Annotated in this window: 23 protein-coding genes and 1 pseudogene; 19 read left to right on the top strand and 5 right to left on the bottom strand. The window is 67.1% G+C overall.

What is annotated here, in order from left to right; all coding sequences use genetic code 11:
* Positions 1-70: 70 nt before the first annotated feature.
* Together AC1G9C_RS00195 and AC1G9C_RS00200 are read left to right on the top strand one after the other, a co-directional pair.
* Complete coding sequence (locus tag AC1G9C_RS00195) at positions 71-958, top strand: LysR family transcriptional regulator (RefSeq protein ID WP_480409133.1); 888 nt, start codon at positions 71-73, stop codon at positions 956-958.
* 63 nt (positions 959-1021) lie between these two features.
* Positions 1022-1237, top strand: a complete 216-nt coding sequence (locus tag AC1G9C_RS00200; protein WP_021442739.1) for a dodecin — start codon at positions 1022-1024, stop codon at positions 1235-1237.
* Here AC1G9C_RS00200 and AC1G9C_RS00205 read toward each other — a convergent pair.
* Complete coding sequence (locus tag AC1G9C_RS00205) at positions 1206-2183, bottom strand: NAD-dependent epimerase/dehydratase family protein (RefSeq protein WP_480409134.1); 978 nt, start codon at positions 2181-2183, stop codon at positions 1206-1208. The genes AC1G9C_RS00200 and AC1G9C_RS00205 overlap by 32 nt on opposite strands.
* A 290-nt stretch (positions 2184-2473) precedes the next feature.
* Between AC1G9C_RS00205 and AC1G9C_RS00210 the strand changes: the two genes are divergently transcribed.
* Entirely contained in the window at positions 2474-3055 is a 582-nt protein-coding gene (locus AC1G9C_RS00210; protein ID WP_480409135.1) for a hypothetical protein, read from the top strand.
* 6 nt (positions 3056-3061) lie between these two features.
* On the opposite strand, the gene AC1G9C_RS00215 is transcribed toward AC1G9C_RS00210, so the two are convergent.
* From AC1G9C_RS00215 to AC1G9C_RS00225, 3 genes are all read right to left on the bottom strand, one after another.
* Positions 3062-4291, bottom strand: coding sequence for a nucleoside recognition domain-containing protein (locus AC1G9C_RS00215; protein ID WP_480409136.1), 1230 nt, complete (start codon positions 4289-4291; stop codon positions 3062-3064).
* A 160-nt stretch (positions 4292-4451) separates the two neighbouring features.
* Complete coding sequence (locus tag AC1G9C_RS00220) at positions 4452-4910, bottom strand: inhibitor of vertebrate lysozyme family protein (RefSeq protein ID WP_480409137.1); 459 nt, start codon at positions 4908-4910, stop codon at positions 4452-4454.
* Positions 4911-4920: 10 nt separating this feature from the next.
* The gene (locus AC1G9C_RS00225) at positions 4921-5085 is read right to left on the bottom strand and encodes a DUF1328 domain-containing protein (RefSeq protein ID WP_021442734.1); all 165 of its coding nucleotides are present in this window, start codon (positions 5083-5085) and stop codon (positions 4921-4923) included.
* 366 nt (positions 5086-5451) lie between these two features.
* On the opposite strand from AC1G9C_RS00225, the gene AC1G9C_RS00230 reads away from it, so the two are divergent.
* The gene (locus AC1G9C_RS00230; RefSeq protein ID WP_021442733.1) at positions 5452-5856 is read left to right on the top strand and encodes an acyl-CoA thioesterase; all 405 of its coding nucleotides are present in this window, start codon (positions 5452-5454) and stop codon (positions 5854-5856) included.
* 63 nt (positions 5857-5919) lie between these two features.
* On the opposite strand, the gene AC1G9C_RS00235 is transcribed toward AC1G9C_RS00230, so the two are convergent.
* The gene (locus AC1G9C_RS00235) at positions 5920-7020 is read right to left on the bottom strand and encodes a TRAP transporter substrate-binding protein (RefSeq protein WP_480409138.1); all 1101 of its coding nucleotides are present in this window, start codon (positions 7018-7020) and stop codon (positions 5920-5922) included.
* Positions 7021-7265: 245 nt separating this feature from the next.
* Here AC1G9C_RS00235 and AC1G9C_RS00240 point away from each other — a divergent pair, with 245 nt between their 5' ends.
* From AC1G9C_RS00240 to tagH, 15 genes and pseudogenes are all read left to right on the top strand, one after another.
* Positions 7266-7811: a TRAP transporter small permease subunit gene (locus AC1G9C_RS00240; protein ID WP_021442731.1), complete on the top strand. Its 546-nt coding sequence runs from the start codon at positions 7266-7268 to the stop codon at positions 7809-7811.
* Positions 7804-9180, top strand: a complete 1377-nt coding sequence (locus AC1G9C_RS00245) for a TRAP transporter large permease (RefSeq protein ID WP_021442730.1) — start codon at positions 7804-7806, stop codon at positions 9178-9180. Before AC1G9C_RS00240 ends, AC1G9C_RS00245 begins: the two co-directional genes overlap by 8 nt.
* 106 nt (positions 9181-9286) lie before the next feature.
* The gene (locus AC1G9C_RS00250) at positions 9287-10189 is read left to right on the top strand and encodes a D-hexose-6-phosphate mutarotase (RefSeq protein ID WP_480409139.1); all 903 of its coding nucleotides are present in this window, start codon (positions 9287-9289) and stop codon (positions 10187-10189) included.
* A 444-nt stretch (positions 10190-10633) separates the two neighbouring features.
* Entirely contained in the window at positions 10634-12196 is a 1563-nt protein-coding gene (tssA, locus tag AC1G9C_RS00255) for a type VI secretion system protein TssA (RefSeq protein ID WP_480409140.1), read from the top strand.
* A 54-nt stretch (positions 12197-12250) separates the two neighbouring features.
* Positions 12251-12757: a type VI secretion system contractile sheath small subunit gene (gene tssB / locus AC1G9C_RS00260; protein ID WP_480409141.1), complete on the top strand. Its 507-nt coding sequence runs from the start codon at positions 12251-12253 to the stop codon at positions 12755-12757.
* Positions 12758-12782: 25 nt separating this feature from the next.
* Complete coding sequence (gene tssC, locus AC1G9C_RS00265) at positions 12783-14261, top strand: type VI secretion system contractile sheath large subunit (RefSeq protein ID WP_021442356.1); 1479 nt, start codon at positions 12783-12785, stop codon at positions 14259-14261.
* A 6-nt stretch (positions 14262-14267) separates the two neighbouring features.
* Positions 14268-14693 carry a type VI secretion system baseplate subunit TssE gene (gene tssE, locus AC1G9C_RS00270; protein ID WP_310546161.1) on the top strand — a complete coding sequence of 142 codons (426 nt, stop codon included), beginning with the start codon at positions 14268-14270 and terminating at the stop codon, positions 14691-14693.
* A pseudogene (locus tag AC1G9C_RS00275) lies at positions 14683-14952 on the top strand (PAAR domain-containing protein); the annotation flags it as partial. The gene tssE and the pseudogene AC1G9C_RS00275, both read left to right, overlap by 11 nt.
* A gap of 16 nt (positions 14953-14968) precedes the next feature.
* On the top strand, positions 14969-15226 hold the full coding sequence (locus AC1G9C_RS00280) for a hypothetical protein (protein WP_457788402.1): 258 nt from the start codon (positions 14969-14971) through the stop codon (positions 15224-15226).
* On the top strand, positions 15226-17016 hold the full coding sequence (gene tssF / locus AC1G9C_RS00285) for a type VI secretion system baseplate subunit TssF (protein ID WP_480409142.1): 1791 nt from the start codon (positions 15226-15228) through the stop codon (positions 17014-17016). Before AC1G9C_RS00280 ends, tssF begins: the two co-directional genes overlap by 1 nt.
* Positions 16980-17987, top strand: a complete 1008-nt coding sequence (gene tssG / locus AC1G9C_RS00290; protein ID WP_480409143.1) for a type VI secretion system baseplate subunit TssG — start codon at positions 16980-16982, stop codon at positions 17985-17987. The genes tssF and tssG overlap by 37 nt, the downstream gene beginning before the upstream one ends.
* A gap of 11 nt (positions 17988-17998) precedes the next feature.
* Positions 17999-20599 (top strand): type VI secretion system ATPase TssH, encoded by a 2601-nt coding sequence (tssH, locus tag AC1G9C_RS00295; RefSeq protein ID WP_480409144.1) that lies wholly within the window; start codon positions 17999-18001, stop codon positions 20597-20599.
* A gap of 10 nt (positions 20600-20609) precedes the next feature.
* Positions 20610-22124 (top strand): sigma-54 interaction domain-containing protein, encoded by a 1515-nt coding sequence (locus AC1G9C_RS00300; RefSeq protein WP_480409145.1) that lies wholly within the window; start codon positions 20610-20612, stop codon positions 22122-22124.
* 47 nt (positions 22125-22171) lie between these two features.
* Positions 22172-22306: a type VI secretion protein gene (locus AC1G9C_RS00305; RefSeq protein ID WP_480409146.1), complete on the top strand. Its 135-nt coding sequence runs from the start codon at positions 22172-22174 to the stop codon at positions 22304-22306.
* Positions 22307-22326: 20 nt separating this feature from the next.
* Positions 22327-23523 carry a type VI secretion system-associated FHA domain protein TagH gene (gene tagH, locus AC1G9C_RS00310; RefSeq protein WP_480409147.1) on the top strand — a complete coding sequence of 399 codons (1197 nt, stop codon included), beginning with the start codon at positions 22327-22329 and terminating at the stop codon, positions 23521-23523.
* Positions 23524-23526: the final 3 nt, after the last annotated feature.

Here is a 23526-nt window from a genome sequence, read left to right on the forward strand (position 1 = left end):
ATTCTACCCCTGGCGAGCAGGCTGAAAAGCGATTAGATTGCCCTGACATGTCAGGAAAAGTCACAAATCAATGAATCGCGAACTGCCCCCGCTGAATGCCCTGCGCGCCTTCGAGGCCGCCGCCCGCCTGCAGAGCGTCAGCCGCGCCGGCGAGGAACTGCATGTCACCCATGGCGCGGTGAGCCGGCAGATTCGTGCGCTGGAAGAACAGCTCGGCGTCAGCCTGTTCGACAAGGACGGCCGCGGCGTGAAACTCACCGATGCCGGCATGCGCCTGCGCGATGCGGCCAGCGATGCCTTCGAGCGCCTGCGCGGCGTCTGTGCCGAGCTGCGCCAGCGTCAGGACGGTGCGCCCTTCGTGCTCGGTTGCCCCGGCAGCCTGCTGGCGCGCTGGTTTATCCCGCGCCTGGATCGCCTCAACCGCGAGCTGCCGGAGCTGCGCCTGCAGCTGTCGGCCAGCGAGGGCGAGCTGGACCCGCGCCGCCCCGGGGTGGACGCCACCCTGTGCTTCGCCGCGCCGCCCTGGCCGGCGGACATGCAGGTACACGAGCTCGATATCGAACGGATCGGCCCGGTGCTGAGCCCGCGCTTTGCCGGCTATGCGCGCCTGCAGGGGGCGCCTGCCGCAGCGCTGCTCGACGAGCCGCTGCTGCACACCGCCTCGCGTCCGCAGGCCTGGCCGCAGTGGGCCGCGGCGCAGGGCCTGGAGCCGGCGCTGCTGCAGCAGGGCCAGGGTTTCGAGCACCTCTACTACCTGCTGGAGGCGGCTGCCGCCGGTCTCGGCGTGGCCATCGCGCCGCAGCCGCTGGTGGCCGACGACCTGGCCGCCGGTCGCCTGGTCGCGCCCTGGGGCTTCGTCGCCACCGAGGCGCGCCTGGCGCTGTGGGTGCCGGGGCGCGTCCGCGATCCACGCGCCGAGCGCCTGGCCGCCTGGTTGACGCGTGAGCTGCAGGTCTAGCGCGGCGCGCAACCCCTGCGGCGTGGTCTAGGCTTGCTGCAGGCCCACTGCGGAGCGCACAGCATGTCCGACCATCGCACCTACAAGAAGATCGAAATCGTCGGCACCTCCAAGATCAGCATCGAGGACGCCATCCAGAATGCCCTGGCCGAATGCGCCAAGACCGTACGCAATATGGACTGGTTCGAAGTCATCGACACCCGCGGGCATATCCTCGACGGCAAGGTGGCGCACTACCAGGTCGAGCTCAAGGTCGGCTTTCGTCTGAGCGGTAGCTGATGCCCTGGGCGGCGAGGAAGGCGAGGAAGGCTTCGCGGCTGGAATAGCGCGGCTGGTAGCCGAACTCCTGCTTCAGCCGCTGGTTGGCCAGCACCGGCCGGTAGCGCAGGAAGTCCAGTTGCTCCGGGCCGTACTGGCTCAACCCCAGCGGCTTGAGGAGGCGCAGCGCGCCGCCGAGCAGCGCCGCCGGCAGCGGCCGGTAGGGCTTGCCGAGGATCTCGGCGATTTCCTTGAGGCTCAGCGCGCCATCGCCGGCCAGGTTGTAGATGCCCTCGCGAGCCTCCTCCAGGCCCTGGCGGATGATGCCGACCACGTCCTGCTCCCAGATGAACACGAAGCGGCTGGCGTGACCGCGCACGCCGAGCACCGCGCGTTTCTTGAACAGGTCGCTGATCGGGTTGTTCAGGCGTTTGCCGAGGATGGTGCCGGGGCGCAGCACCAGTTGGCGCAGCTGCGGATGTTCCTCGCGGCAGCGCGCCAGCAGTTGCTCGATCTCCAGCTTGTGCTTGGCGTAGGCGAAATGCGGGTGGCCGCGCAGCGGCTGGTCTTCGTCGATCCACTCGGCGTTGTCCGCGGCGTAGCCGTAGGCGGCGCCGGAGCTGGTCACCACCAGTTGGCGCACGCCGTTGGCGACGGCGCTGTCCACCAGGCATTGGGTGCCGCCGACCTCGATGGCGTGCAGGTGCGCCTCGCTCATGTCGCGCGGCGGACGGATCACCGTGGCCAGGTGGACGATGGCGTCCGGCTTCCAGCCGCTTATGCAGGCGCGCACCTGGGCCGGGCGGCCCATGTCCAGCAGCACCGGCTCGACGTTGGCCTTCAGGCCGCGACTGTCGAGCGGGCGGATGTCGGCGGCGATCAGCGTCCAGTCGGGATGCTGGATGGCCAGCTCGTCGAGCAGCTGATGGCCGATAAAGCCGGCCGCGCCGGTGATCAGAACGCGCATAGCAGTCTCCCGGCGGATCGCGGCATCCGCCCTGGCCCGTTCAACTGCCGAAAGGGCCCCGCCGCGACGGGCGTGGCCCCTTGATAAACGGGCCTTGTGGTTATTGTTTGCAGCCCGCCGCCAGGCTAGGCACGGGCTCGCCCTCTGGCAGTGGCGGAACTCGCCAGCGGCCATGGCGATTCACGCCAGCGGGACGAATGGTGTGGCGCCGCGCACAGCCAGGCCGGCCGTGGCTGGCGGGGCGCGGGTGGATGGGGCAAGCTGGCGCGGCTTATTCAGGGAGGAAAGCCATGTTCAGGATGCTGCTGCTCTTGTTCGCCGTGCTGTCGCTCGGCGGGTGTTTCGACAGTGAGCCGCCGCTCGCCGAGGAGCGCCGCCTGCTGCTCAGCGCTGCGGATTTCGCCGCCTACCAGGCGCCCGCCGCGGGGCGTTACGAGAAGCTGGTGAGCTACGCCGCGCGCAGCATCGACCTCAGCTTCGAGAGCGCCGGCAGCGACTGGTTCTACCTCTACAGCGGCGTCTCGCTCTACCCGCGCGCCAGCGATGCGCTGATGACCAGCTACGCCGAGACCTTCGGCGCCTCGTTCGGCCTGCGCGACAGCGGCCTGGTCGAGCAGGAGCTGGAATTCGAGCTGGAGCTCGCCAGCCGCGCCAGCCTCAAGCTGCTGACCGAGGACGGCGAGCCGGTGGGCAACCTGTTCTATGCCACGGTCGGCAACAAGTCGCTGTTCGCCATCTTCACCGGGGTCTACTTCGAGCGGGGCGAAGACTTCGCCGCCTTTATCGCGCCCAAGCTGACCGCATTGCGCGCCCACCGGCACGCCGATCCGCTGCTGAGCTGGGCCGGCAGCAAGCTCGGTTTCGCCGAATGAGCGGCCTCAGCCGAAGAACCAGTAGGTCACGCCGATAGCCGCCACCACCCCGGCCAGTTCGGCCAGCAGGGCGCAGCCCACGGCGTGGCGCACGCGCTGGATGCCGACCGCGCCGAAGTACACCGCCAGCACGTAGAAGGTGGTCTCGGTGCTGCCCTGGACGGTCGCCGCGGCCAGCGCCGCGAAGCTGTCGACGCCGTGGGTCTGCATGGTTTCGATGAGCATGGCGCGCGCCGCACTGCCGGAGAACGGCTTGACCAGCGCGGTGGGCAGGGCGTCGACGAAGCGGGTGTCCCAGCCGCCCCACTCGACCAGCCAGCGAATGCCGTCGAGACCGAATTCCAGGGCGCCGGAGGCGCGCAGCACGCCGATCGCGCAGAGCATGGCGACCAGGTAGGGCAACAGGCTCTTGGCCACGTCGAAGCCCTCGCGGGCGCCCTCGACGAACTGTTCGTAGACCGCCACCTTCTTCAGCGCGCCGACCAGCAGGAAGGTCAGGATCACGCCGAACAGGGTCAGGTTGCCGAGCAGCGAGGACAGCGCCGCCAGCGCGGTGGCGCTGAGGCTGGCGAGCAGCGCCATGAAGCCGCCCAGCAGCAGCGCACCGGGAATCAGGTAGGCCAGCACCACCGGATCCCACAGGCGCAGGCGCTGCATCAGCGCCACCGACAGCAGGCCGACCAGGGTCGAGGCGCTGGTGGCCAGCAGGATCGGCAGGAACACCAGGGTCGGGTCGGCCGCGCCCTGCTGCACCCGGTACATGAAGATCGACACCGGCAGCAGGGTCAGCGACGAGGCGTTGAGCACCAGGAAGAGGATCTGCGCGTTGCTCGCCGTGGTGCTGCTGGGGTTGAGCTCCTGCAGGCTGCGCATGGCCTTGAGGCCGATCGGCGTGGCGGCGTTGTCCAGGCCCAGGCCGTTGGCGGCGAAGTTCATGGTGATCAGGCCGAGCGCCGGGTGGCCGCGCGGCACCTCCGGCATCAGGCGGGCGAACAGCGGGCCGAGCAGCCGTGCCAGGGCGTCGACCAGGCCGGCCTGTTCGGCGATGCGCAACAGGCCGAGCCACAGGGTCATGGTGCCGAACAGCAGCACCATCACCTCCACCGACAGCTTGGCCATGGCGAACAGGCTCTCGACCATGGCGCCGAACACCGCCGGGTCGCCGCCGAGCAGCCAGCGCGAGAAGCCCGCCACCGCCGCCACCAGGAAAAAGCTCAGCCACAGGCCGTTGAGCATGTCGATCCCCCTTAGCTCGAAAGTCGCGGCGCGACGCCTTCCTTGATGGCCTTCTCCTTACGGGAGAAGGTGGCGCGAGGCGCCGGATGAGGGAGGGCATGCCGTTATGGCGGGGGATGATAACGCGGCGACGGCCGGCGAGGGGCCGTCGTCGTGTGCCTCAGAACCAGTTGGGGTCTTTGCGCAGCTGTTCCTCGAGCAGCCGGCGCACTTCCTCGTCCGGCTCGCCCAGCCAGCGCAGGCTGGCGTGCTCGCTCGGCGCGCGGTCTTCCGGCAGTTTCTCGGGCACCTGCACGTAGAGCGCGTAGGCGTTGTCCTTGTCCCAGTCGAAGGCGAGGTACAGGCGCTGGTTGAAGCAGTTGTGCGCCTCGCACAGCTGGCCGACCAGGAAGCGGTTGCTGGCGCTTTCCACCGCCTGCATCGGCGTCGACGGGCCGCTGAGGTTCATCAGCCAGTCGGGCAGGCGCCGCTCCTCTTGCAGCAACTCCTGCCAGGCGGCGCGGTACCCGGCGTCGCTGCTCAGCAACTCGCCCGGATGCAGGTGTGCGTCGCGGTCGGCGGCCTGGGCCGCCAGGGCGCCGCCCAGCAACAGGGCGGCGGCGATGGCGTGAATGCGCATGCAGACCTCCTTACAGACGGGGGCGACGGCCCATGACGAACGAGATGATGAACAGTACCAGGAACACCACGAATAGAATCTTGGCGATGCCGGCAGCGGTGCCGGCGATGCCGCCGAAGCCCAGCACGGCGGCGACGATGGCGATGATCAGAAAGGTCAGTGCCCAGCTCAACATGGCGTTTCTCCCGTTGCGATGGAGGCGGATGGCGCGGTCGCGCACCTCCGGCCCTTTTCTTGGCGTTGCGAGCGGAACGAGTCCAGTCACCCGCCAGGGTCGTTGCACCGCCCGTGCCAGTTTCTGGTCCAGGGTAAAAATCTTGAAAATCAGCGGCTTGCGATATCCGGGAAATGACGGCGGCGGGCATCCTGCCCGATGCGCCCGGCGGCGGCCGTGCAATTTGCCCGACAGCCCAGGCGCCACGCCGTCTGCACGGCCGCCAGAGTGGTCGCCCACCGACCGCTCAGTCGGTATACTCGCAGCGCCCGCGTGCCATGCGGGTTCCGCGCCCAGAACAACAACCGCGCCGCGAGCCTCGAGCCGATGAACGACTACGAACAGGAAGACCCGATCCCCCAAGGCGACCTGGCCTTGCAGATCACCGCGCTGCCACGCGAGACCAATGGTTTCGGCGATATCTACGGCGGCTGGCTGGTGTCGCAGATGGACCTGGCCGGTACCGCCATGGCCAGCAAGGTCGCCGGCGGCCGCGTGGCCACCGTGGCCATCGACCGCATGGCCTTCCTGGTGCCGGTGGCGGTGGGCGCGCAGCTGTCGTTCTATACCCAGGCTCTGGAAGTGGGGCGCAGCTCGATCCAGATGATGGTCGAGGTGTGGAGCGACGACCCCTTGTCCAACGAATGGCGCAAGGTCACCGAGGCGGTGTTCGTCTTCGTCGCCATCGACGGCAGCGGCCGTACCCGCCCGGTGCCGCCGCGCCGCGGTTGAGCGCAACGGCCGAACCAATGAAAACGCCGGCTGCTAGCCGGCGTTTTGCTGTGCGCTGAACGCTTAGCCGCGGATGTTGTAGATGTCCTTCTCGTTGAGCTCCGCGTAGTCGTACAGGCGCTTGAGGTAGGCCTTCTGGTGTTCCCAGACCTTGGCGGCGGCCGGGTCGGCGGCGGCGCTGGCGTCGACCACCTCGGCGGCGACCTCCTTCAGGCGGGCCAGCACCTCGTCCGGCAGGCGGCGTACGTCCACGCCGTCGGCCTTGAGCTGCTCCAGGGCTTCCATGTTCTTGGCGTTGTAGTCGTCGAGCATGTCGCCGTTCACGTCGCGGGCGGCGGAGCGCACGATGGCCTTGAGGTCGGCCGGCAGGGTGTCCCAGGCCTTGAGGTTGACGTCCAGCTCGAACAGTACGCTCGGCTCCTGCCAGCCCGGGGTGTAGTAGTACTTGGCCGCCTTGTGCAGGCCCAGGGCCAGGTCGTTGTACGGGCCGATCCACTCGGTGGCGTCGATGGCGCCGGTCTGCATGGCGGTGAAGATCTCGCCGGCCGGCATGTTGACCACGGTGCCGCCCATCTTGGTCAGCACTTCGCCGCCCAGGCCCGGGGTGCGCATCTTCAGGCCCTTGAAGTCCTCGACCGAGTTGATTTCCTTGTTGAACCAGCCGGCGGTCTGTACGCCGGTGTTGCCGCAGGCCATCGGCAGCACGCCGAACGGCTTGTACACCTCTTCCCACAGCTGCTGACCGCCGCCGCGGTGCAGCCAGGCGTTCATTTCCTGGGCGTTGGGGCCGAACGGCGAGGCGCAGAAGAACTGCGCGGCCGGCACCTTGCCTTTCCAGTAATACGGCGCACCGTGCCCCATCTCGGCGGTGCCGCGGGAGACTGCATCGAACACTTCCAGGGCCGGCACCAGTTCGCCGGCGGCGTAGACCTTGACCTTCAGGCGGCCGTTGCTCATTTCCTCGACCAGCTTGGCGAAGCGCTCGGCCCCCACGCCGACGCCGGGGAAGTTCTTCGGCCAGGAGGTGACCATCTTCCAGTTGAAGGTCTGGGAACTCGAGCCCTCTTGGGGTGCGGCGGTGGTGCCGGCTTCTTCTTTACAGCCCGCCAGTGCGGTGGCTGCGAGGCCGACGCCTGCTGCGGCGAGTATGTCGCGACGTTTCATGCAATGCTCCTTCTTGTTGTATTGGTCTGACCACGGGATCGCCGAAGGTAGACCGGGCGTGAATAACATAGGGGGTCGTGACCCTCAAGCCTAGCTGCTACGACTAAAGTTGTATGAGCATTGCTGCATTGCCAGCAGCCTGCCTAGAATCGCCGGCCCTCGACCCACAAGGTTGCGGGAGGCGTGGCGTACGGCCGACCGGGCCGGCGTCCTGTCCCCTACCCAATAACGATAAAGGACTCACTATGTCCGACAAGCCATCGCTTCCCCTCGCGCTTGCGTACCTGATCGATGCTCTCAACGCCTGGTTCGGCAAGGCCTGCGCCTGGCTGACCCTGTTCCTGGTGCTCGGCACCGCCGTGGTCGTGGTGCTGCGCTACGGCTTCGGCATTGGCGCCACCGCCCTGCAGGAAGCCGTGCTCTACGCCCATGCCCTGGTGTTCATGGGCGCCACCGCCTGGGTGCTGCAGCGCAACGGCCACGTACGCGTGGACATCTTCTTCCAGAACTTCAGCGGCCGCCGCCAGGCCCTGGTGGAAATCCTCGGCAACCTGCTGTTCCTGCTGCCGGTGTGCCTGTTCCTCGGCTGGGCCAGTTGGGACTACGTGAGCAATTCCTGGGCGACCCTGGAGGCGTCCAGCGAGTCCGGCGGCCTCAAGTTCGTCTACCTGCAGAAGAGCATCATCCTGGTGCTGGTGGTCAGCCTGGTGCTGCAAGGTATCGCCAACCTGATCAAGGCGCTCTACGTCATCAGCGGTCGCCTGCCGGCTCCGGAGGTGAAGCATGGCTGAGTTGATGGCGATTCTGCTGTTCGTCAGCATCTGCCTGGCCTTGATGGCCGGCTACCCGGTGGCCTTCACCCTGGGCGGCGTGTCCTTGCTGTTCGCCGGCATCGGCGTGCTCACCGGCACCTTCGACGCCGGCTATCTCAGCGCCCTGCCCAACCGCCTGTTCGGCATCATGAACAACCAGACCATGCTGGCGGTGCCGCTGTTCGTGTTCATGGGGGTGATGCTGGAACGCTCGCGGGTGGCCGAAGACCTGCTCGAGTCGATGTCGCGCCTGTTCGGCACCCTGCGCGGCGGCCTGGCGATCTCGGTGTGCGTGGTCGGCGCCCTGCTCGCCGCCAGCACCGGCATCGTCGGCGCCACCGTGGTGACCATGGGCCTGCTGGCGCTGCCGACCATGCTGCGCCGCGGCTACGACCCGGCCATCGCCACCGGCACCCTGGCCGCCACCGGCACCCTGGGGCAGATCATCCCGCCGTCGATCGTCCTGGTGCTGCTCGGCGACGTGATGTCCAGCGCCTATCAGCAGGCACAGCTGAAGATGGGCATCTTCTCGCCGAAGACGGTGTCGGTCGGCGACCTGTTCGTCGGCGCGCTGATTCCCGGGCTGCTGCTGGTTGGCCTGTACATCCTCTACATCATCGCCGTCGCCATTATTCAGCCGAAGAAGCTGCCGGCGCTGCCGCAGGAGGAGCTGGGCCCGATCGAGTGGGGCAAGCTGATCAAGGCGCTGGTACCGCCGCTGATCCTGATCGGCGCGGTGCTCGGCTCGATCCTCGCCGGCTACGCCACGCCCACCGAGGCAGCCGCCCTCGGCGCCGTCGGCGCCATGCTGCTGGCGCTGAGCAAGAACAAGCTGAACTTCGGCCAGTTGCGCGAGGTGGCCTATGGCACCACCGAGATCAGCGCCATGGTCTTCATGATCCTGATCGGCGCTTCGCTGTTCTCCCTGGTGTTCCGCGGCTTCGGCGGCGAGGCGCTGATCGAGGACGTGTTCGCCCAGCTGCCCGGCGGCGTACTCGGCGCCTTCTTCCTGGTGATGCTGGTGATCTTCCTGCTCGGCTTCATCCTCGACTTCATCGAGATCACCTTCGTGGTGGTGCCGATCGTCGGGCCGGTGCTGCTGGCCATGGGCCTCGACCCGATCTGGCTGGGCGTGATGATCGCGCTGAACCTGCAGACCTCCTTCCTCACCCCGCCGTTCGGTTTCGCCCTGTTCTACCTGCGCGGGGTGACGCCGAAATCGGTGGCCACCAGCACCATCTACAAGGGGGTGGTGCCGTTCATCCTGATCCAGATTCTGCTCTTGGTGATCGCCTACATCTTCCCGGGGCTGATCACCTGGCTGCCGGAACAGGTCTACGGCAAGTAAGGCCGATCCGCGGCAAGCAAAACGCCCGTCCTCGCGACGGGCGTTTTGCTTTGTGCGCCATCCGGGGTTCCAATAGAGGCAAGCCCTCTGTCGCGAGAATGTCGTCATGAACACTGCCCAAGTCGAACGCGTGGAACTGGACCAACTGACCTGCTGGCGCGTGCGCACGGTGCACGCCGAGTTGCTGGTGGCCCAGCAGGGTGCGCAGATCCTCAGTTACCAGCAGGGCGGGCAGCCGCCGCTGATCTGGCTCAGCGAGCAGGCCGCCTATGAGCGCGGCCAGAGCGTGCGCGGCGGGGTGCCGGTGTGCTGGCCCTGGTTCGGCGACCTGCGCTGCAACCCGCCCGCCGTGCAGGCCGCCTATCAGCCCGGACTGGCGCCCAGTCACGGCCTGGTGCGTGGCCTCGACTGGCAGCTGCTGGGCATCGACGAGGACGGCGATGCGGTGACCCTGCGCTTCGTCTTCGACAGCCGCCAGCACCTGCTGCCCGGCTGGCCGCATGCCGCCCGCCTGCAGCTGGACATCCGCCTCGGCGAGGACCTTGCGCTGAATCTCGAGACGCATAACCAGGGCGACGAGCCGTTGGTCATCAGCCAGGCGCTGCACAGCTACTTCGCCGTCAGTGACGTGCGCCAGGTCGGCGTCGAAGGGCTGGACGGCTGCCGCTACCTCGACACCCTCGACGACTGGCGCGAGCACCGCCAGGACGGCGCCCTGCAGTTCGCCGGCGAGACCGACCGCATCTACCTCGGCACCCCGGCGCGGCTGAGCATCGTCGATCCGGGCTGGGGCCGGCGCATCCACCTGGACAGCAGCGGCTCGCGCTCGGCGGTGCTGTGGAACCCCTGGATCGACAAGGCCAAGCGCCTGTCGCAGTTCGCCGCCGAGGCCTGGCAGGGCATGCTGTGCATCGAGACGGCCAACGTCATGGAGGACGTGGTGCGCCTGGCCGCCGACGAACGGCGCGCTCTGCGGCTGCGCCTGTCCAGCGAGGTCCTGGCCGGCTGAGCCATTGTCAGGTCGGGCGAGTGGTTGGGCCCGACCTGGCACAACGGCATCTGGCGAACAGTGGCCAACGTCACAAAAAGCAGTATTAAAGTGCCATTAACTGTGATGCGCCACTAATTTGCCAGTAAGACATTTCTTACAAGTCTGAAACAACTTCTCCTACAGTCGAAACACCGATAACAACTTGCTCCGAAGGCGCGACAAATTAGCCGAGCTGACGTTCCAGTAATAATTTGTAAGATGTCGCCGAATGTTAGGTATTTCACACTTCGGGCGGTTGCCCACCTGCTGGCATAGGGCTAGGATGCCCGTCCCATAAGGATCTTGCGCAAGTTGTTGCACAAACAACTGCGCAAAAAGTTGCGCACTGCGGTGTTTTGGCAAAGGCCGGATGGCCATTTGCACGGCCGTGGAAGTTGCCCACTTAATTATTTGAGTCATGGAATGACCTACTCCAGCAAGCTCGCTGCGCATTATCTCAATCTGGCCAAAACCCCTATTAATGAAGGGAACTTCGCCGGCGAAGATGTGCGTTATTCCAGCGAATACGAAATGCTGGAAACCGAGCTGGGCAAGGCCGCTTCCCTGCACGAAACCGGCGCCATCGACTGGCAGAAGGTGCGCGAGGGCAGCGAGCATCTGCTGTCCACCCAGTCCAAGGACCTGCGCGCCGCCACCTGGCTCACCTGGTGCCTCTATCAGCGCGAATCCTTCGCCGGCCTGCAGGCCGGTCTGAGCCTGTTGCACTACCTCTGCGAGCAGCACTGGAGCGAACTGCACCCGCGCAAACCGCGCACCCGCGCCGCCGCCCTCAACTGGCTGCTGCCGCGCCTGGAGCAGGCACTGGCCGAGCACGTGCCGATCGGTGAGCAACTGCCGCTGTTTCGCAAGGTGGCCGAGCATCTGCGCGGCCTGGAGACCAGCCTCGCGGCTCAGCTGGGCGAGGACGCGCCGCTGCTGCTGCCGCTGTGCCGGCGCCTGGACGAGCAGATCAACCGCGCCAGCCAGGGCCAGGCCGAGCCGGGCGCGGTGGGTGCCGCCATCGCCCAGGTCAAGCAGGTCGCCACCCAGATCATCACCGGCAGCGGCCCCATAGAGAACGAGAAGGACGCGCACAAGGCCCTGCGCAGCCAGCAGGACGCCGCCCGCCCGCTGTGCGCCTGGTGGCTGAAGAACAAGGCCACCGACCTCAAGCCGCTGCGCCTGGCGCGCACCCTGCTGTGGCTGCCCATCGAGTCGCTGCCCGAGCGCAACGCCGAACAGATCACCGCCCTGCGCGGCCTGCCGGCCGACAAGCTGGCCTCGTACCAGGAGCGCTTCGCCCAGGGCGCCTACGCCGACCTGCTGGCGGATCTGGAAGCCAGCATCGCCCGCGCGCCGTTCTGGCTCGATGGCCAGCGCCTGGTCTGGGAATGCCTGCAGGAGCTCAAGGCCGAGCAGGCCATGCGCGAAGTGGAAATCCAGCTCGCCCTGTTCCTGCAGCGCGTGCCCGGCCTCGACGAACTGCGTTTCCACGACGGCGTGCCCTTCGCCGACGGCGAGACCCGCGCCTGGATCGGCGCCTACGTGCTGCCCCATCTGCAGGCCCCGGAAACCGAGAAGAAGCCCGCGACCAGCGAACCGGGCGCCACCCCGCCCTGGGAAGAGGCGCTGCAGCAGGTGCTGCCGCAGCTGCGCAAGGACGGCCTGAAGGCCGCGGTGCAGCAGCTCAAGCAGGGCCTCAATCGGGCGCGCGGCGGCCGCGAGCGCTTCTTCTGGCAACTGACCCTGGCCCGCCTGTGCTTCGCCGCGAAGAAGTACGAACTGGCCAAGACCCAACTCGAATCGCTCGACCAGACGCTGCAGGCTTCCGGCCTCGGCGAGTGGGAACCCGATCTCGCCCTGGAAGTGCTGCGCCTGCTGCACAACTGCTGCGAGCTGCTGCCGCAGAACCATGCGGTGCGCGACAGCAAGGACGAGATCTATCGCAGGTTGTGCCACCTCGACCTCGAGGTGGTGCTGGAGTAAGGCGCCAACACGCCAATCAAGGCCTCCGGGCCATCAACGCAAAGGAGAAAACCCATGGCCAAAGAAGGCTCGGTAGCCCCCAAGGAACGCATCAACGTCACCTTCAAACCCGCCACCGGCGGCGCCCAGGAAGAAATCGAACTGCCCCTGAAGCTCATGGTGCTCGGCGATTTCACCCAGCGTGCCGACGATCGCAAGATCGAAGACCGCAAGCCCATCAGCATCGACAAGAACAGCTTCGACGAGGTGCTGGCCAAGCAGGAGCTGAACCTGACCTTCGCCGTGCCGAACCGTCTGCAGGACGAGCAGGAAGGCGACGAGCTGGCCGTGCAGCTGCGCATCAACTCGATGAAGGACTTCAACCCCGCCAACCTGGTCGAGCAGGTCCCCGAGCTGAAGAAGCTGATGGAACTGCGCGACGCCCTGGTCGCCCTCAAAGGCCCGCTGGGCAACGCCCCGGCCTTCCGCAAGGCGATCGAGAGCGTGCTCGCCGACGACGACTCGCGCGACCGCGTGCTCGGCGAACTGGGCCTGGCCGCCCAAGACAAACTGGATTCCTGATTCTCACTGACAAGGACGCATATTCATGAGCACGACTAGCGCAGCCGTAGAAAGCAGCCACAGCGCCGCCGAACTCGGCATTCTCGACCGCATCATCGCCGAGACCAAACTGACCCCCGATGACGAGGCCTACGACATCGCCAAGCGCGGCGTGTCGGCCTTCATCGAAGAGCTGCTCAAGCCGCAGAACGAAAACGAGCCGGTGAAAAAGGCCATGGTCGACCGCATGATCGCGGAGATCGACGCCAAGCTCAGCCGGCAGATGGACGAGATCCTCCATCACCCGGATTTCCAGGCCCTGGAATCCTCCTGGCGCGGCCTCAAGCTGCTGGTGGATCGCACCAACTTCCGCGAGAACATCAAGCTGGAGATCCTCAACGCCTCCAAGCAGGACCTGCTCGATGACTTCGAGGACAGCCCGGAAATCGTTCAGTCCGGCCTGTACAAGCACATCTACACCGCCGAGTACGGCCAGTTCGGTGGCCAGCCGGTCGGCGCCCTGATCGCCAACTACTTCTTCGATCCGAGCGCCCCGGACGTCAAGACCCTGCAGTACGTCGCCTCGGTGGCCTGCATGTCCCACGCCCCCTTCATCGCCGCCGCCGGCCCGAAATTCTTCGGCCTGGAGACCTTCACCGGCCTGCCGGATCTGAAGGACCTGAAAGACCATTTCGAAGGCCCGCAATTCACCAAGTGGCAAAGCTTCCGCGAGCAGGAAGACGCCCGCTACGTCGGCCTCACCGTACCGCGCTTCCTGCTGCGCAACCCGTACGACCCGGAAGACAACCCGGTGAAGACCTTCGTCTACAAGGAAAACGTGGCCAACAGCCACGAGCACTACCTGTGGGGCAACACCGCCTACGCCTTCGCCAGCCGTCTGACCGACAGCTTCGCCAAGTTCCGCTGGTGCCCGAACATCATCGGCCCGCAGAGCGGTGGCGCGGTGGAAGACCTGCCGCTGCACCACTTCGAGAGCATGGGCGAGATCGAGACCAAGATCCCCACCGAGGTGCTGGTCTCCGACCGACGCGAGTACGAGCTGGCCGAGGAAGGCTTTATCGCCCTGACCATGCGCAAGGGTAGCGACAACGCCGCGTTCTTCTCCGCCAACTCCGCGCAGAAACCGAAGTTCTTCGGCATCAGCGAAGAAGGCAAGACCGCCGAGCTGAACTACAAGCTGGGCACCCAGCTGCCGTACATGTTCATCGTCAACCGCCTGGCCCACTACCTGAAAGTGCTGCAGCGCGAGCAGATCGGCGCCTGGAAGGAGCGTACCGACCTCGAGCTGGAACTGAACAAGTGGATCCGCCAGTACGTGGCCGACCAGGAGAACCCCAGCTCCGAAGTGCGTAGCCGTCGTCCGCTGCGCGCCGCCCAGGTCATCGTCAGCGATGTCGAAGGCGAGCCGGGCTGGTACCGCGTCAGCCTGAACGTGCGCCCGCACTTCAAGTACATGGGTGCCGACTTCACCCTGTCGCTGGTCGGCAAGCTGGACAAGGAGTAAGCAGCCATGGCCTACGGCAGCCTGTTCGAGCGCCTCGGTGGCGAGGCCGGCCAACGTGCCGGCTGGAGCCGCGAGGTCGCCGCCATGGCCTCGGTGGCTGCCCATCTGGCCAAGATGCTCAGCACCCGTGCGGGCAGCGTGCAGACGCTGCCCGACTACGGGTTGCCCGATTTGAACGATATGCGCCTGTCGCTGCACGACTCGTTGCAGCAGGCGCGTATCGCCATCGAACGCTTTATCGAAGCGTACGAACCCCGTCTGACCCAGGTACGCGTGATTTCCCTGCCGCGCACCCATGACCCGCTGCGCCAGGCCTTCGCCATCGACGCGCTGCTGGAGATGGACGGCGTCAGGCGTCAGGTCAGTTTCTCCGCGAGCCTGGACGGCAGCGGTCAGGTCAAGGTCAACCCAGGAGCCTCACATGTCCGGTAAACCCGCAGCCCGCCTCGGCGATCCCACCGCCTGCCCGATTCCCGGCCACGGCACCAACCCGATCGCCGCCGGCTCGCCCGACGTGCTGTTCGACAGCCTGCCCGCCGCCCGCATGGGCGACGCCTCCGCCTGCGGCGGCGCCATGGCCGGCGCGGTGATTCCCACCGTGCTGATCAACGGCAAGCCGGCGGCAGTGGTGGGTTCAGTCGGCAGCCATGGCAATACCGTGGTGGCTGGCTCCGGCACCGTGTTGATTGGCGGTTGAGATGATGGTGATGAAACAGTTCTCGCCCTCTTTGCTCGTACCGCCTGCGCCATGGGAGGCATTTCCCGGTGTCGACGCAAGCGGTTTGGGTAGCCTGCAAGGCAACCTTGAGCACTGGTGGCAGCACTGTTGGTGGCCCTACTGGCAATCGCTGACTCGAGAGCAGCGCCAAGAGTGGCTGCAAGACCCCGCCCACCCAGAAGCCTGGCGTGAATACGTGCAATTGCAGGAAGCCTTTGCCGGCGACGACACGGAGTCCCCTGCCTGATGTCTTTCAACCACTACTACCAAAGCGAACTCACCGCCCTGCGCCAACTGGGCAAGCGCTTCGCCGAGCGCAGCCCGGCGCTGGCGCCGTTTCTCGGCCAGGCCGGGCGTGATCCGGATGTCGAGCGCCTGCTCGAAGGTTTCGCCTTCCTCACCGGGCGTCTGCGGCAGAAGCTCGACGACGAGCTGCCGGAGCTGACCCATTCGCTGATGCACCTGCTGTGGCCGAACTACATGCGTCCGCTGCCGGCCTTCAGCATGCTGCAGTTCGACCCGCTGACCCGCCCCGGTCCGGCGTTGCCGGTCAAGCGCGGCACGCCGGTGGAAGCCAAGGCCATCGAAGGGGTCACCTGCCGCTTTCGCACCTGCTACCCCACCGAGGTGCTGCCGCTGGCGCTGAGCGGCCTGGACTACTCGGTGAAGGGCGACGGCGCACTGCTCAGCCTGCGTCTGGGCATGAGCGCCGACGGCCATCTCGGCGAGATCGGCCTGAACAAGCTGCGCCTGCACCTGGCCGGCGAGCGCTATATCGGTCAGATGCTCTACCTGGCGCTGCTGCGCAACCTCGGCGGCATCCAGCTGGTGCTGCTCGATGCGGCCGGCAAGCCCATGCAGGATGCCTTCGGCCAGACCCTGGGCACCCTGCAGCTCAAGCCCGAGCAGGTACAGCCGGTGGGCTTCGCCGAGGACGAGGCGCTGATCCCCTACCCGCTCAACACCTTCCGCGGCTACCGCTACCTGCAGGAATACTTCGCCTTCCAGGACAAGTTCCTCTTCGTCGACCTGCTCGGCCTGGATGCCATCCACGGCCTGCCCGAGGATCTGCTCAAGCAGGCGCGCGGTCTGGAGCTGCGCTTCGATATCCACAAGGCCGGGGTGCAGCGCATCCGCCCGACCCTGGAAAACGTGCGCCTATACTGCACGCCGGTGGTCAACCTGTTCCAGCACGACGCCATCCCGATCCGCCTCGACGGCAAGCAGGACCAGTACCTGCTGCTGCCGGCCGAATTCGACGCGCAGCACTGCGGCGTGTTCTCGGTGGACCGCGTCACCGGCTGGAAGCCGGGCGGCATGGGCTACGAGGAGTACGTGCCGTTCGAGTCGTTCGAGCACGACCCCAGCTTCGACGTGCCGGTGGCGCGTCCGCACTACAGCGTGCGCCAGCAGCCGTCGATGCTCGGCGACGGCCTGGAGACCTGGCTCAGCTTCGGCCTGCGCAACCTCGACCAGCACGAGACGCTGTCCATCGAGCTGACCTGCACCAACCAGAACCTGCCGCGTCAGCTGAGCCTGGGCGATATCTGCCTGCCCAGCGAGGACACCCCGGATTTTCTCAGCTTCCGCAACATCAGCGCGGTCACCCCCTGCTACGCGCCGCCGCTGCACCGCGACTTCCTGTGGAAGCTGATTTCCAACATGTCGCTGAACTACCTGTCGCTGGCCAACGTCGAGGCGCTCAAGGTGATCCTCGAGACCTACGACCTGCCGCGCTACTACGACCAGCACGCCGAGCGCGTCAGCAAGCGTCTGCTCGGCGGCCTCAAGAGCATCGGCCACCGCCATGTCGACCGCCTGCATCGCGGCCTGCCGGTGCGCGGCGTGCGCACCGAACTGAGCATGAACCCGGACGGCTACCTGGGCGAGGGCGACCTGTTCCTCTTCGCTTCGGTACTCAATGAGTTTTTCGCCCTCTACGCCAGCCTCAACAGCTACCACGAGCTGCACGTACAGAGCACACAGGGAGAGTTGTACAAATGGACGCCACGTATGGGGCAACAGCCCCTGCTCTAACTCGATTGAGCAAAGTCATCCGCGAGTACAGCCTGTTCCAGGCCGTACAGCTGGTGCTGGAGCGCCTCAAGGTCGCTCATCCGCAACTGGATGACGAGCGCCTCTACGAGTACCTGGAATTCCAGGCCAACCCGAGCCTGGGTTTTCCCGGCAGCGATATCGATCGCGTGCAGTTCTTCGAGGAGCACGGCGAGCTGCGCGCGCGCATGCGCGTCAACCTGGTCGGCCTGTTCGGCGGCGGCTCGCCGTTGCCGGCCTTCTACAGCGAGCAGGCCCTGGGCGACAGCGAGGACGGCAACCCGACCCGCGATTTCCTCGACCTGTTCAACAACCGTCTGCAGCGCCTGCTGCTGCCGATCTGGCAGAAGTACCGCTACCGCGCCAGCTTCCAGAGCGGGGCGATGGACGCCTTCTCCGCGCAGCTGTTCGCCCTGATCGGCCTGGGCAGCGAGCAGATCCGCCAGGCCCAGGAGCTGAACTGGAAGCGCCTGCTGCCCTACCTCGGCCTGCTCAGCCTGCGCGCCCACTCGGCGGCGCTGATCGAGTCGGTGCTGCGTTACTACTTCAAACATGCCGAGCTGTTTATCGAACAGTGCCTGGAACGCCAGGTGGTGGTGCTGGAAGAACAGCGCAACCGCCTCGGCCGCGCCAACAGCCTGCTCGGCGAAGACACCGTGCTTGGCGAACGCGTCCGCGACCGCGGCGGCAAGTTCCGCATCCACGTGCGCCAGCTGGGCTGGACGCGCTTTCACGAGTTCCTGCCGATCGGCACGGGTTACCAGCCGCTCTGCGCGCTGGTGCGCTTCACCCTGCGCGATCCGCTGGACTACGACATCCGCCTGGAGCTGCGGCAGGACGAAATCCGCGACCTGCGCATCGGTGAAGGCAACCCCTGCCTGCTGGGCTGGACCACCTGGCTCGGTCGCGACAACGCCGACGGTCTGGTCACCCTCGGCAGCAAGATTCATTAAGGACAGATGAAATGATCAACGTCGACCTGCAACAACTGGTTCAAGCCCTGGACGCCGCGAGCAAGCGCGACCTGGAGATGGCCGCCGAACGCTGCGTGGTACGCGGCGGCAACAAGATCCTCGTCGAGGACCTGCTGCTGGGCCTGCTCGAGCGCCCGGAAAGCCTGCTGGCGCGTGCCCTGCAGGATGCCGAGATCGATGCCGGCGAGCTGGCCCAGGCGCTGCAGCCGCGCGGCGAGCACAGCGAGTCGCGCAACCCGGTATTTTCTGCCGAGCTGGTGCAGTGGCTGCAGGACGCCCTGCTGGTGGCCAACCTGGAGCTGGGCGCCAGCCAGATCGACCAGGCTGCGCTGATCCTCGCCCTGCTGCGCAATCCCATGCGCTACGCCGGCAGCCGTTATCAGACGCTGCTGAGCAAGCTCAATGCCGAGCGTCTGCGCGACTTCGCCCTTAGCCAGCAGCCGCAAGCCGCGGGCGGCAAAGCGGCGGCGCCGGGCGAGTCCAATCTGGCGCGCTTTACCCACAACTTCACCCAGCAGGCCCGCGACGGCAAGCTCGACCCGGTGCTGTGCCGCGACGGCGCGATCCGCCAGATGGTCGATATCCTCGCCCGCCGGCGCAAGAACAACCCCATCGTGGTCGGCGAGGCCGGCGTGGGCAAGACCGCCATCGTCGAGGGCCTGGCCCTGCGCATCGCCACCGGCGAGGTGCCGCAGGTGCTCAAGGGCGTCGAGCTGCTGTGCCTGGACCTCGGCCTGCTGCAGGCCGGCGCCAGCGTCAAGGGCGAGTTCGAGCGCCGCCTGCAGGGCGTGATCGACGAGGTCAAGGCCTCGCCCAAGCCGATCATCCTGTTTATCGACGAGGCCCATACCCTGATCGGCGCCGGTGGCCAGGCCGGCAGCGGCGATGCCGCCAACCTGCTCAAGCCGGCGCTGGCTCGCGGCGAGCTGCGCACCATCGCCGCCACCACCTGGAGCGAATACAAGAAGTACTTCGAGAAGGACCCGGCCCTGGCCCGTCGCTTCCAGCCGGTGCAACTGCACGAGCCCACTGTCGACGAGGCGGTGACCATTCTTCGCGGCCTGGCGCCGGTGTACGAGAAGAGCCACGGCATCTACCTGCGAGACGACGCGGTGGTCGCCGCCGCCGAACTGTCGGCGCGCTACCTGGCCGGCCGTCAGCTGCCGGACAAGGCGGTGGACGTACTCGATACCGCCTGCGCCCGCGTGCGCATCAGCCTGGCTGCCGCGCCCGAGGCGCTGGAGCGCCTGCGCGGCGAGATCGCCGAGGGCGAGCGCCAGGGCGAGGCCATGCGCCGCGACCTGGACGCCGGCCTGAGTATCGACGGCGAAGCGCTGGATGCCCTGCAAACCCGCCTGGTCGCCGCGCGCGCCGAACTGGAGCAGGTGGAAACTCGCTGGGCGATCCAGCGCGACCTGGCCGAGCGCCTGCTGGAGCAGCGCAAGCAGTGCGCCGCCGCCCGTCTGGCTGGCGATGAAGAGGAAACCGGGGAGCCACGTGCGAGCCTGGAAGAGCTGGAAGCCGAGCTGCGCGCCCTCCAGGCCGAGCTGGCCGCGGCTCAGGCCAGCGAGCGCCTGGTCAGCTTCGAGGTCTGCCCGCGCCTGGTGGCCGAGGTGATCAGCCACTGGACCGGCGTGCCGCTGAGCCAGCTGGCCCGTGAGCACAACACCAAGGTCATCACCTTCGCCGATGACCTGCGCCAGCGCGTGCGTGGCCAGGAGCAGGCGATCCAGGCGCTGGACAAGGCCATGCGCGCCACCGCCGCCGGCCTCAACCGGCCCGATGCGCCGGTGGGCGTGTTCCTCCTGGTCGGCCCCAGCGGCGTCGGCAAGACCGAGACCGCCCTGGCCCTGGCCGACCTGCTGTATGGCGGTGAACGCTTCCTCACCGTGATCAACATGTCCGAGTTCCAGGAAAAACACACCGTCTCGCGTCTGATCGGCGCGCCGCCCGGCTACGTCGGTTACGGTGAAGGCGGCATGCTCACCGAAGCGGTGCGGCAGAAGCCCTACTCGGTGATCCTCCTCGACGAGGTGGAGAAGGCCGACCCGGACGTGATGAACGTCTTCTACCAGATCTTCGACAAGGGCGTGGCCAACGACGGCGAAGGGCGCGAGATCAACTTCCGCAACTGCCTGATCCTGATGACCAGCAACCTCGCCAGCGAGCGCATCGCCAGCCTCTGCGCCGGCGGCGCGCGCCCGGCCGCCGAGGACCTGGAACTGGCCATCCGCCCGCAACTGACCCAGCACTTCAAGCCGGCCCTGCTCGGCCGTATGCGCGTGGTGCCCTACTACCCCATGGACGGCGACCTGCTGCGCCAGCTGGTCGGTCTCAAGCTGGCCCGTTTCGGCGAGCGCCTGGCCCGTCGCCAGCTCGCCTTCAGCCACTGCGACGGCCTGGTCGAGCACCTGGCCGAGCGCTGCACCCATGGCGACAGCGGCGCCCGTCTGATCGACCACCTGATCGACCAGCACCTGCAGCCGCTGGTGGTCGACCGCCTGCTCGACGCCATGGCCGCCGGCGAAAGCCTACAGCGCGTGCACGCCACGCTGGACGCCGATTCGGCGGTGACCTGCGAGTTCGCCTGAGGTGCTGCCGATGTTCGCCGAAGTCCCGCAACCGCTGCGTTACGCCGAAGCCCTGCTCGGCCGCTACGCTACGCTGGCTGGCGCCGCCAGCGGCGAGCGCCTGCTCGCCGAGCTGGTGCGCGCCGCCGCCGAGCTGGCCGACTGCGCGCTGGGCCAGCTGTACCTGCTGGATCACACCAATACCCGCCTGATGATGAGCGCGGAGTGGCTCGACGGCCTGCTGCAACCGCGCGAGGCGGCCAGCCTGCCCAGCGACTACGACGGCGAACAGCTGCTGCAGTACTGCCTGTGCCAGAACCAGGTGCTGTGTATCGATGAGCTGGACAGCGCCCTGCACAGCATCGCCTGCCTGCCGGAAGCGACGCGTGCCTGGCGCAGCCTGTTGTGCCTGCCGTTGCAGGACGCCGCCGGCCATACCCGCGGCCTGCTGCTGGTGGCCAGCCACGAGCGGCGCAGCCTGCAGGGTTTCGCCGCCTCCTTCGCCCAGCTCGGCCGTTTCGCCCTGGCCCAGCTGCAACTGCTGCAGCGCCTACGTGCTCCAGAGACCCCTGAACCGGCTTCGCCCGCTCCGGGTACACCCTGCGCCAGCGGTTATGGCCTGCTCGGCCAGAGCCAGGCCATGCGCCGCGTCTATCAACTGATCGGCAAGGTGCTGCACAGCCCGGTCAGTGTGCTGCTCACTGGCGAGACCGGCACCGGCAAAGAGCTGGTCGCCCGCGCCATCCACGATTGCGGCGCGCGGCGCAGCAAGGCCTTTATCGTGCAGAACTGCGCAGCATTGCCGGAGAATCTGCTGGAGAGCGAACTGTTCGGCTACCGCCGCGGCGCCTTCACCGGTGCCGACCGTGACAAGCCGGGCCTGTTCGATGCCGCCGATGGCGGCACCCTGTTCCTCGACGAGATCGGCGACATGCCGCTGACCCTGCAAGCCAAGCTGCTGCGCGTGCTGCAGGAGGGCGAAGTGCGTCCCCTGGGCAGCAGCGAGACGCACAGGGTGGACGTGCGCATCGTCGCGGCCACCCACCAGGAACTGCGCAAACGTGTCGAGGAAGGCCGTTTCCGCGAAGACCTGTTCTATCGCCTGTCGCATTTCCCCATCGAGCTGCCGGCGCTGCGCGAGCGCGACGAGGACATCCTGCTGCTCGCCCGCCACTTCGCCAGCACCGCCAGTGGCCTGCTGCAGCGCGACGCCTGCCGCTGGAGCGACGCCGCCCTGGAGCACCTGGCCGGCTACGCCTTCCCCGGCAACGTGCGCGAGCTCAAGGGCCTGGTCGAGCGCGCGGTGCTGCTGTGCGAAGGCGGCGAGCTGCTGCCCGAGCACTTCAACCTGGAACACACGCAGAACCCCGATAGCGCGCCGCTAAGCCTGCGCGAGCGCATGGACCGGCTCGAACGCAACCTGCTGCTCGACTGCCTGCGCAAGAACCGCGGCAACCAGACCAATGCCGCCAACGAGCTGGGCCTGCCCAGGCGCACCCTGCTGTACCGCATGCAACGGCTGAAGATCAGCCCGAGCGAGGTCTGAGCATGCCCGCCCCTCTTCCACTCACTTTCATCCAAGGAGCGCATTCCATGCTGCATCGCTACCGGACCGCCGCCCTGCTGACGCTGGCCATCGTCCTGGCCGGCTGCACCGGCAACTACAAGTTCAGCGACGACCAATACCGCCCGCTGGGCGATCCGCAAGCCGAGAAGCGCGGCCACTGACCGCGAGGAGCACAGTCACCATGGAACTGGTATTCGAGATGGTCAGCGCACAGCAGTTCGTGCCGGGTCTGCTGACCACCAAGACCTTCAAGCAGGCCGGCGGCGTGATCGGCCGCGCCGAGGATTGCGACTGGGTGATCCCCGATCGCAAGCGCATCCTCTCCAGCCGTCACGCCGAAGTCAGCTATCGCGACGGCGCGTTCTTTCTCACCGACACCAGCAGCAACGGCATCGCCCTCAAGGACAGCGGCGCCAGCCTGGCCAAGGGTCGTCCGCAGCGCATCGAGCACGGCAGCGTGTACTGCCTGGGCGACTTCGAGATTCGTGCGCGGCTGGTGCGCGACCCGGCCATGTTCGAGGGCGATATCGGCCTGCCGCAGGCGGCCGGCAGCATCATCCCCGACGACGCCTTCCTCGATCTCGACCCGCTCACCGCGCTGGAGCAGCAGGAGCGCGTCTATGCCGAGGTGGACGATCTGACCGCCGTGCTGCGCCCCAGCACTGCCCAGGCGCAGCAGCGCGACTATGCGCAGATCGACGAGGAAAACCTGCTGGTGCCCGAGCTGGTGATGCCGACGCCGGCGCCGCAGCCGAAACCCGCGCCGGAGCCCGAGCGCCTGCCGCCGAGTTTCTGGGAGAAGTTCGCCGATGCCCTCGGCGTGCGCCTCGACGATCTCGACATTGAGGCCCGCGAAGCGCTGGCGCTCAATGCCGCCAAGCTGCTCAAGCAGAGCGTCGGCAGTCTGCAGCAGGCCCTGCGCACGCGCGGCGAGCTGAAGAACGAGCTGCGTCTGGCCCTGACCACCGTGCAGGGCGCCGGCAATAACCCGCTCAAGCAGGGTCTGGATGCCGGAGAGACGCTGAGCGCCCTGCTGCGTGGCGGCAAACCCGGTCAGCTGCCCGCCGAACAGGCCATCAGTCGTGGCTTTCGCGACCTGCAGGCGCACCAGGTGGCGCTGCTCGCCGCCAGCCGCGCGGCGGTCAAGGGCATGTTCGAGCAGTTCGCTCCGGAGCAGCTGGCCATGCGCTTCGAACGCAACGGCCGCAAGCCGCTGCTCGCCACCGCCGGCAGCCGCTGGCGCGCCTACCGCCGCCTGCATGCGGATCTGGCGCAGAACGACGACTGGAGCGACCGCCTGTTCACCCGCGATTTCGCCAGTGCCTACGAAGAGCAGGTTCGCCTGATCGCCACCCTCAATACCGACCTTCAAGGATGATGC

This window comes from Pseudomonas sp. ABa2, assembly GCF_056676075.1.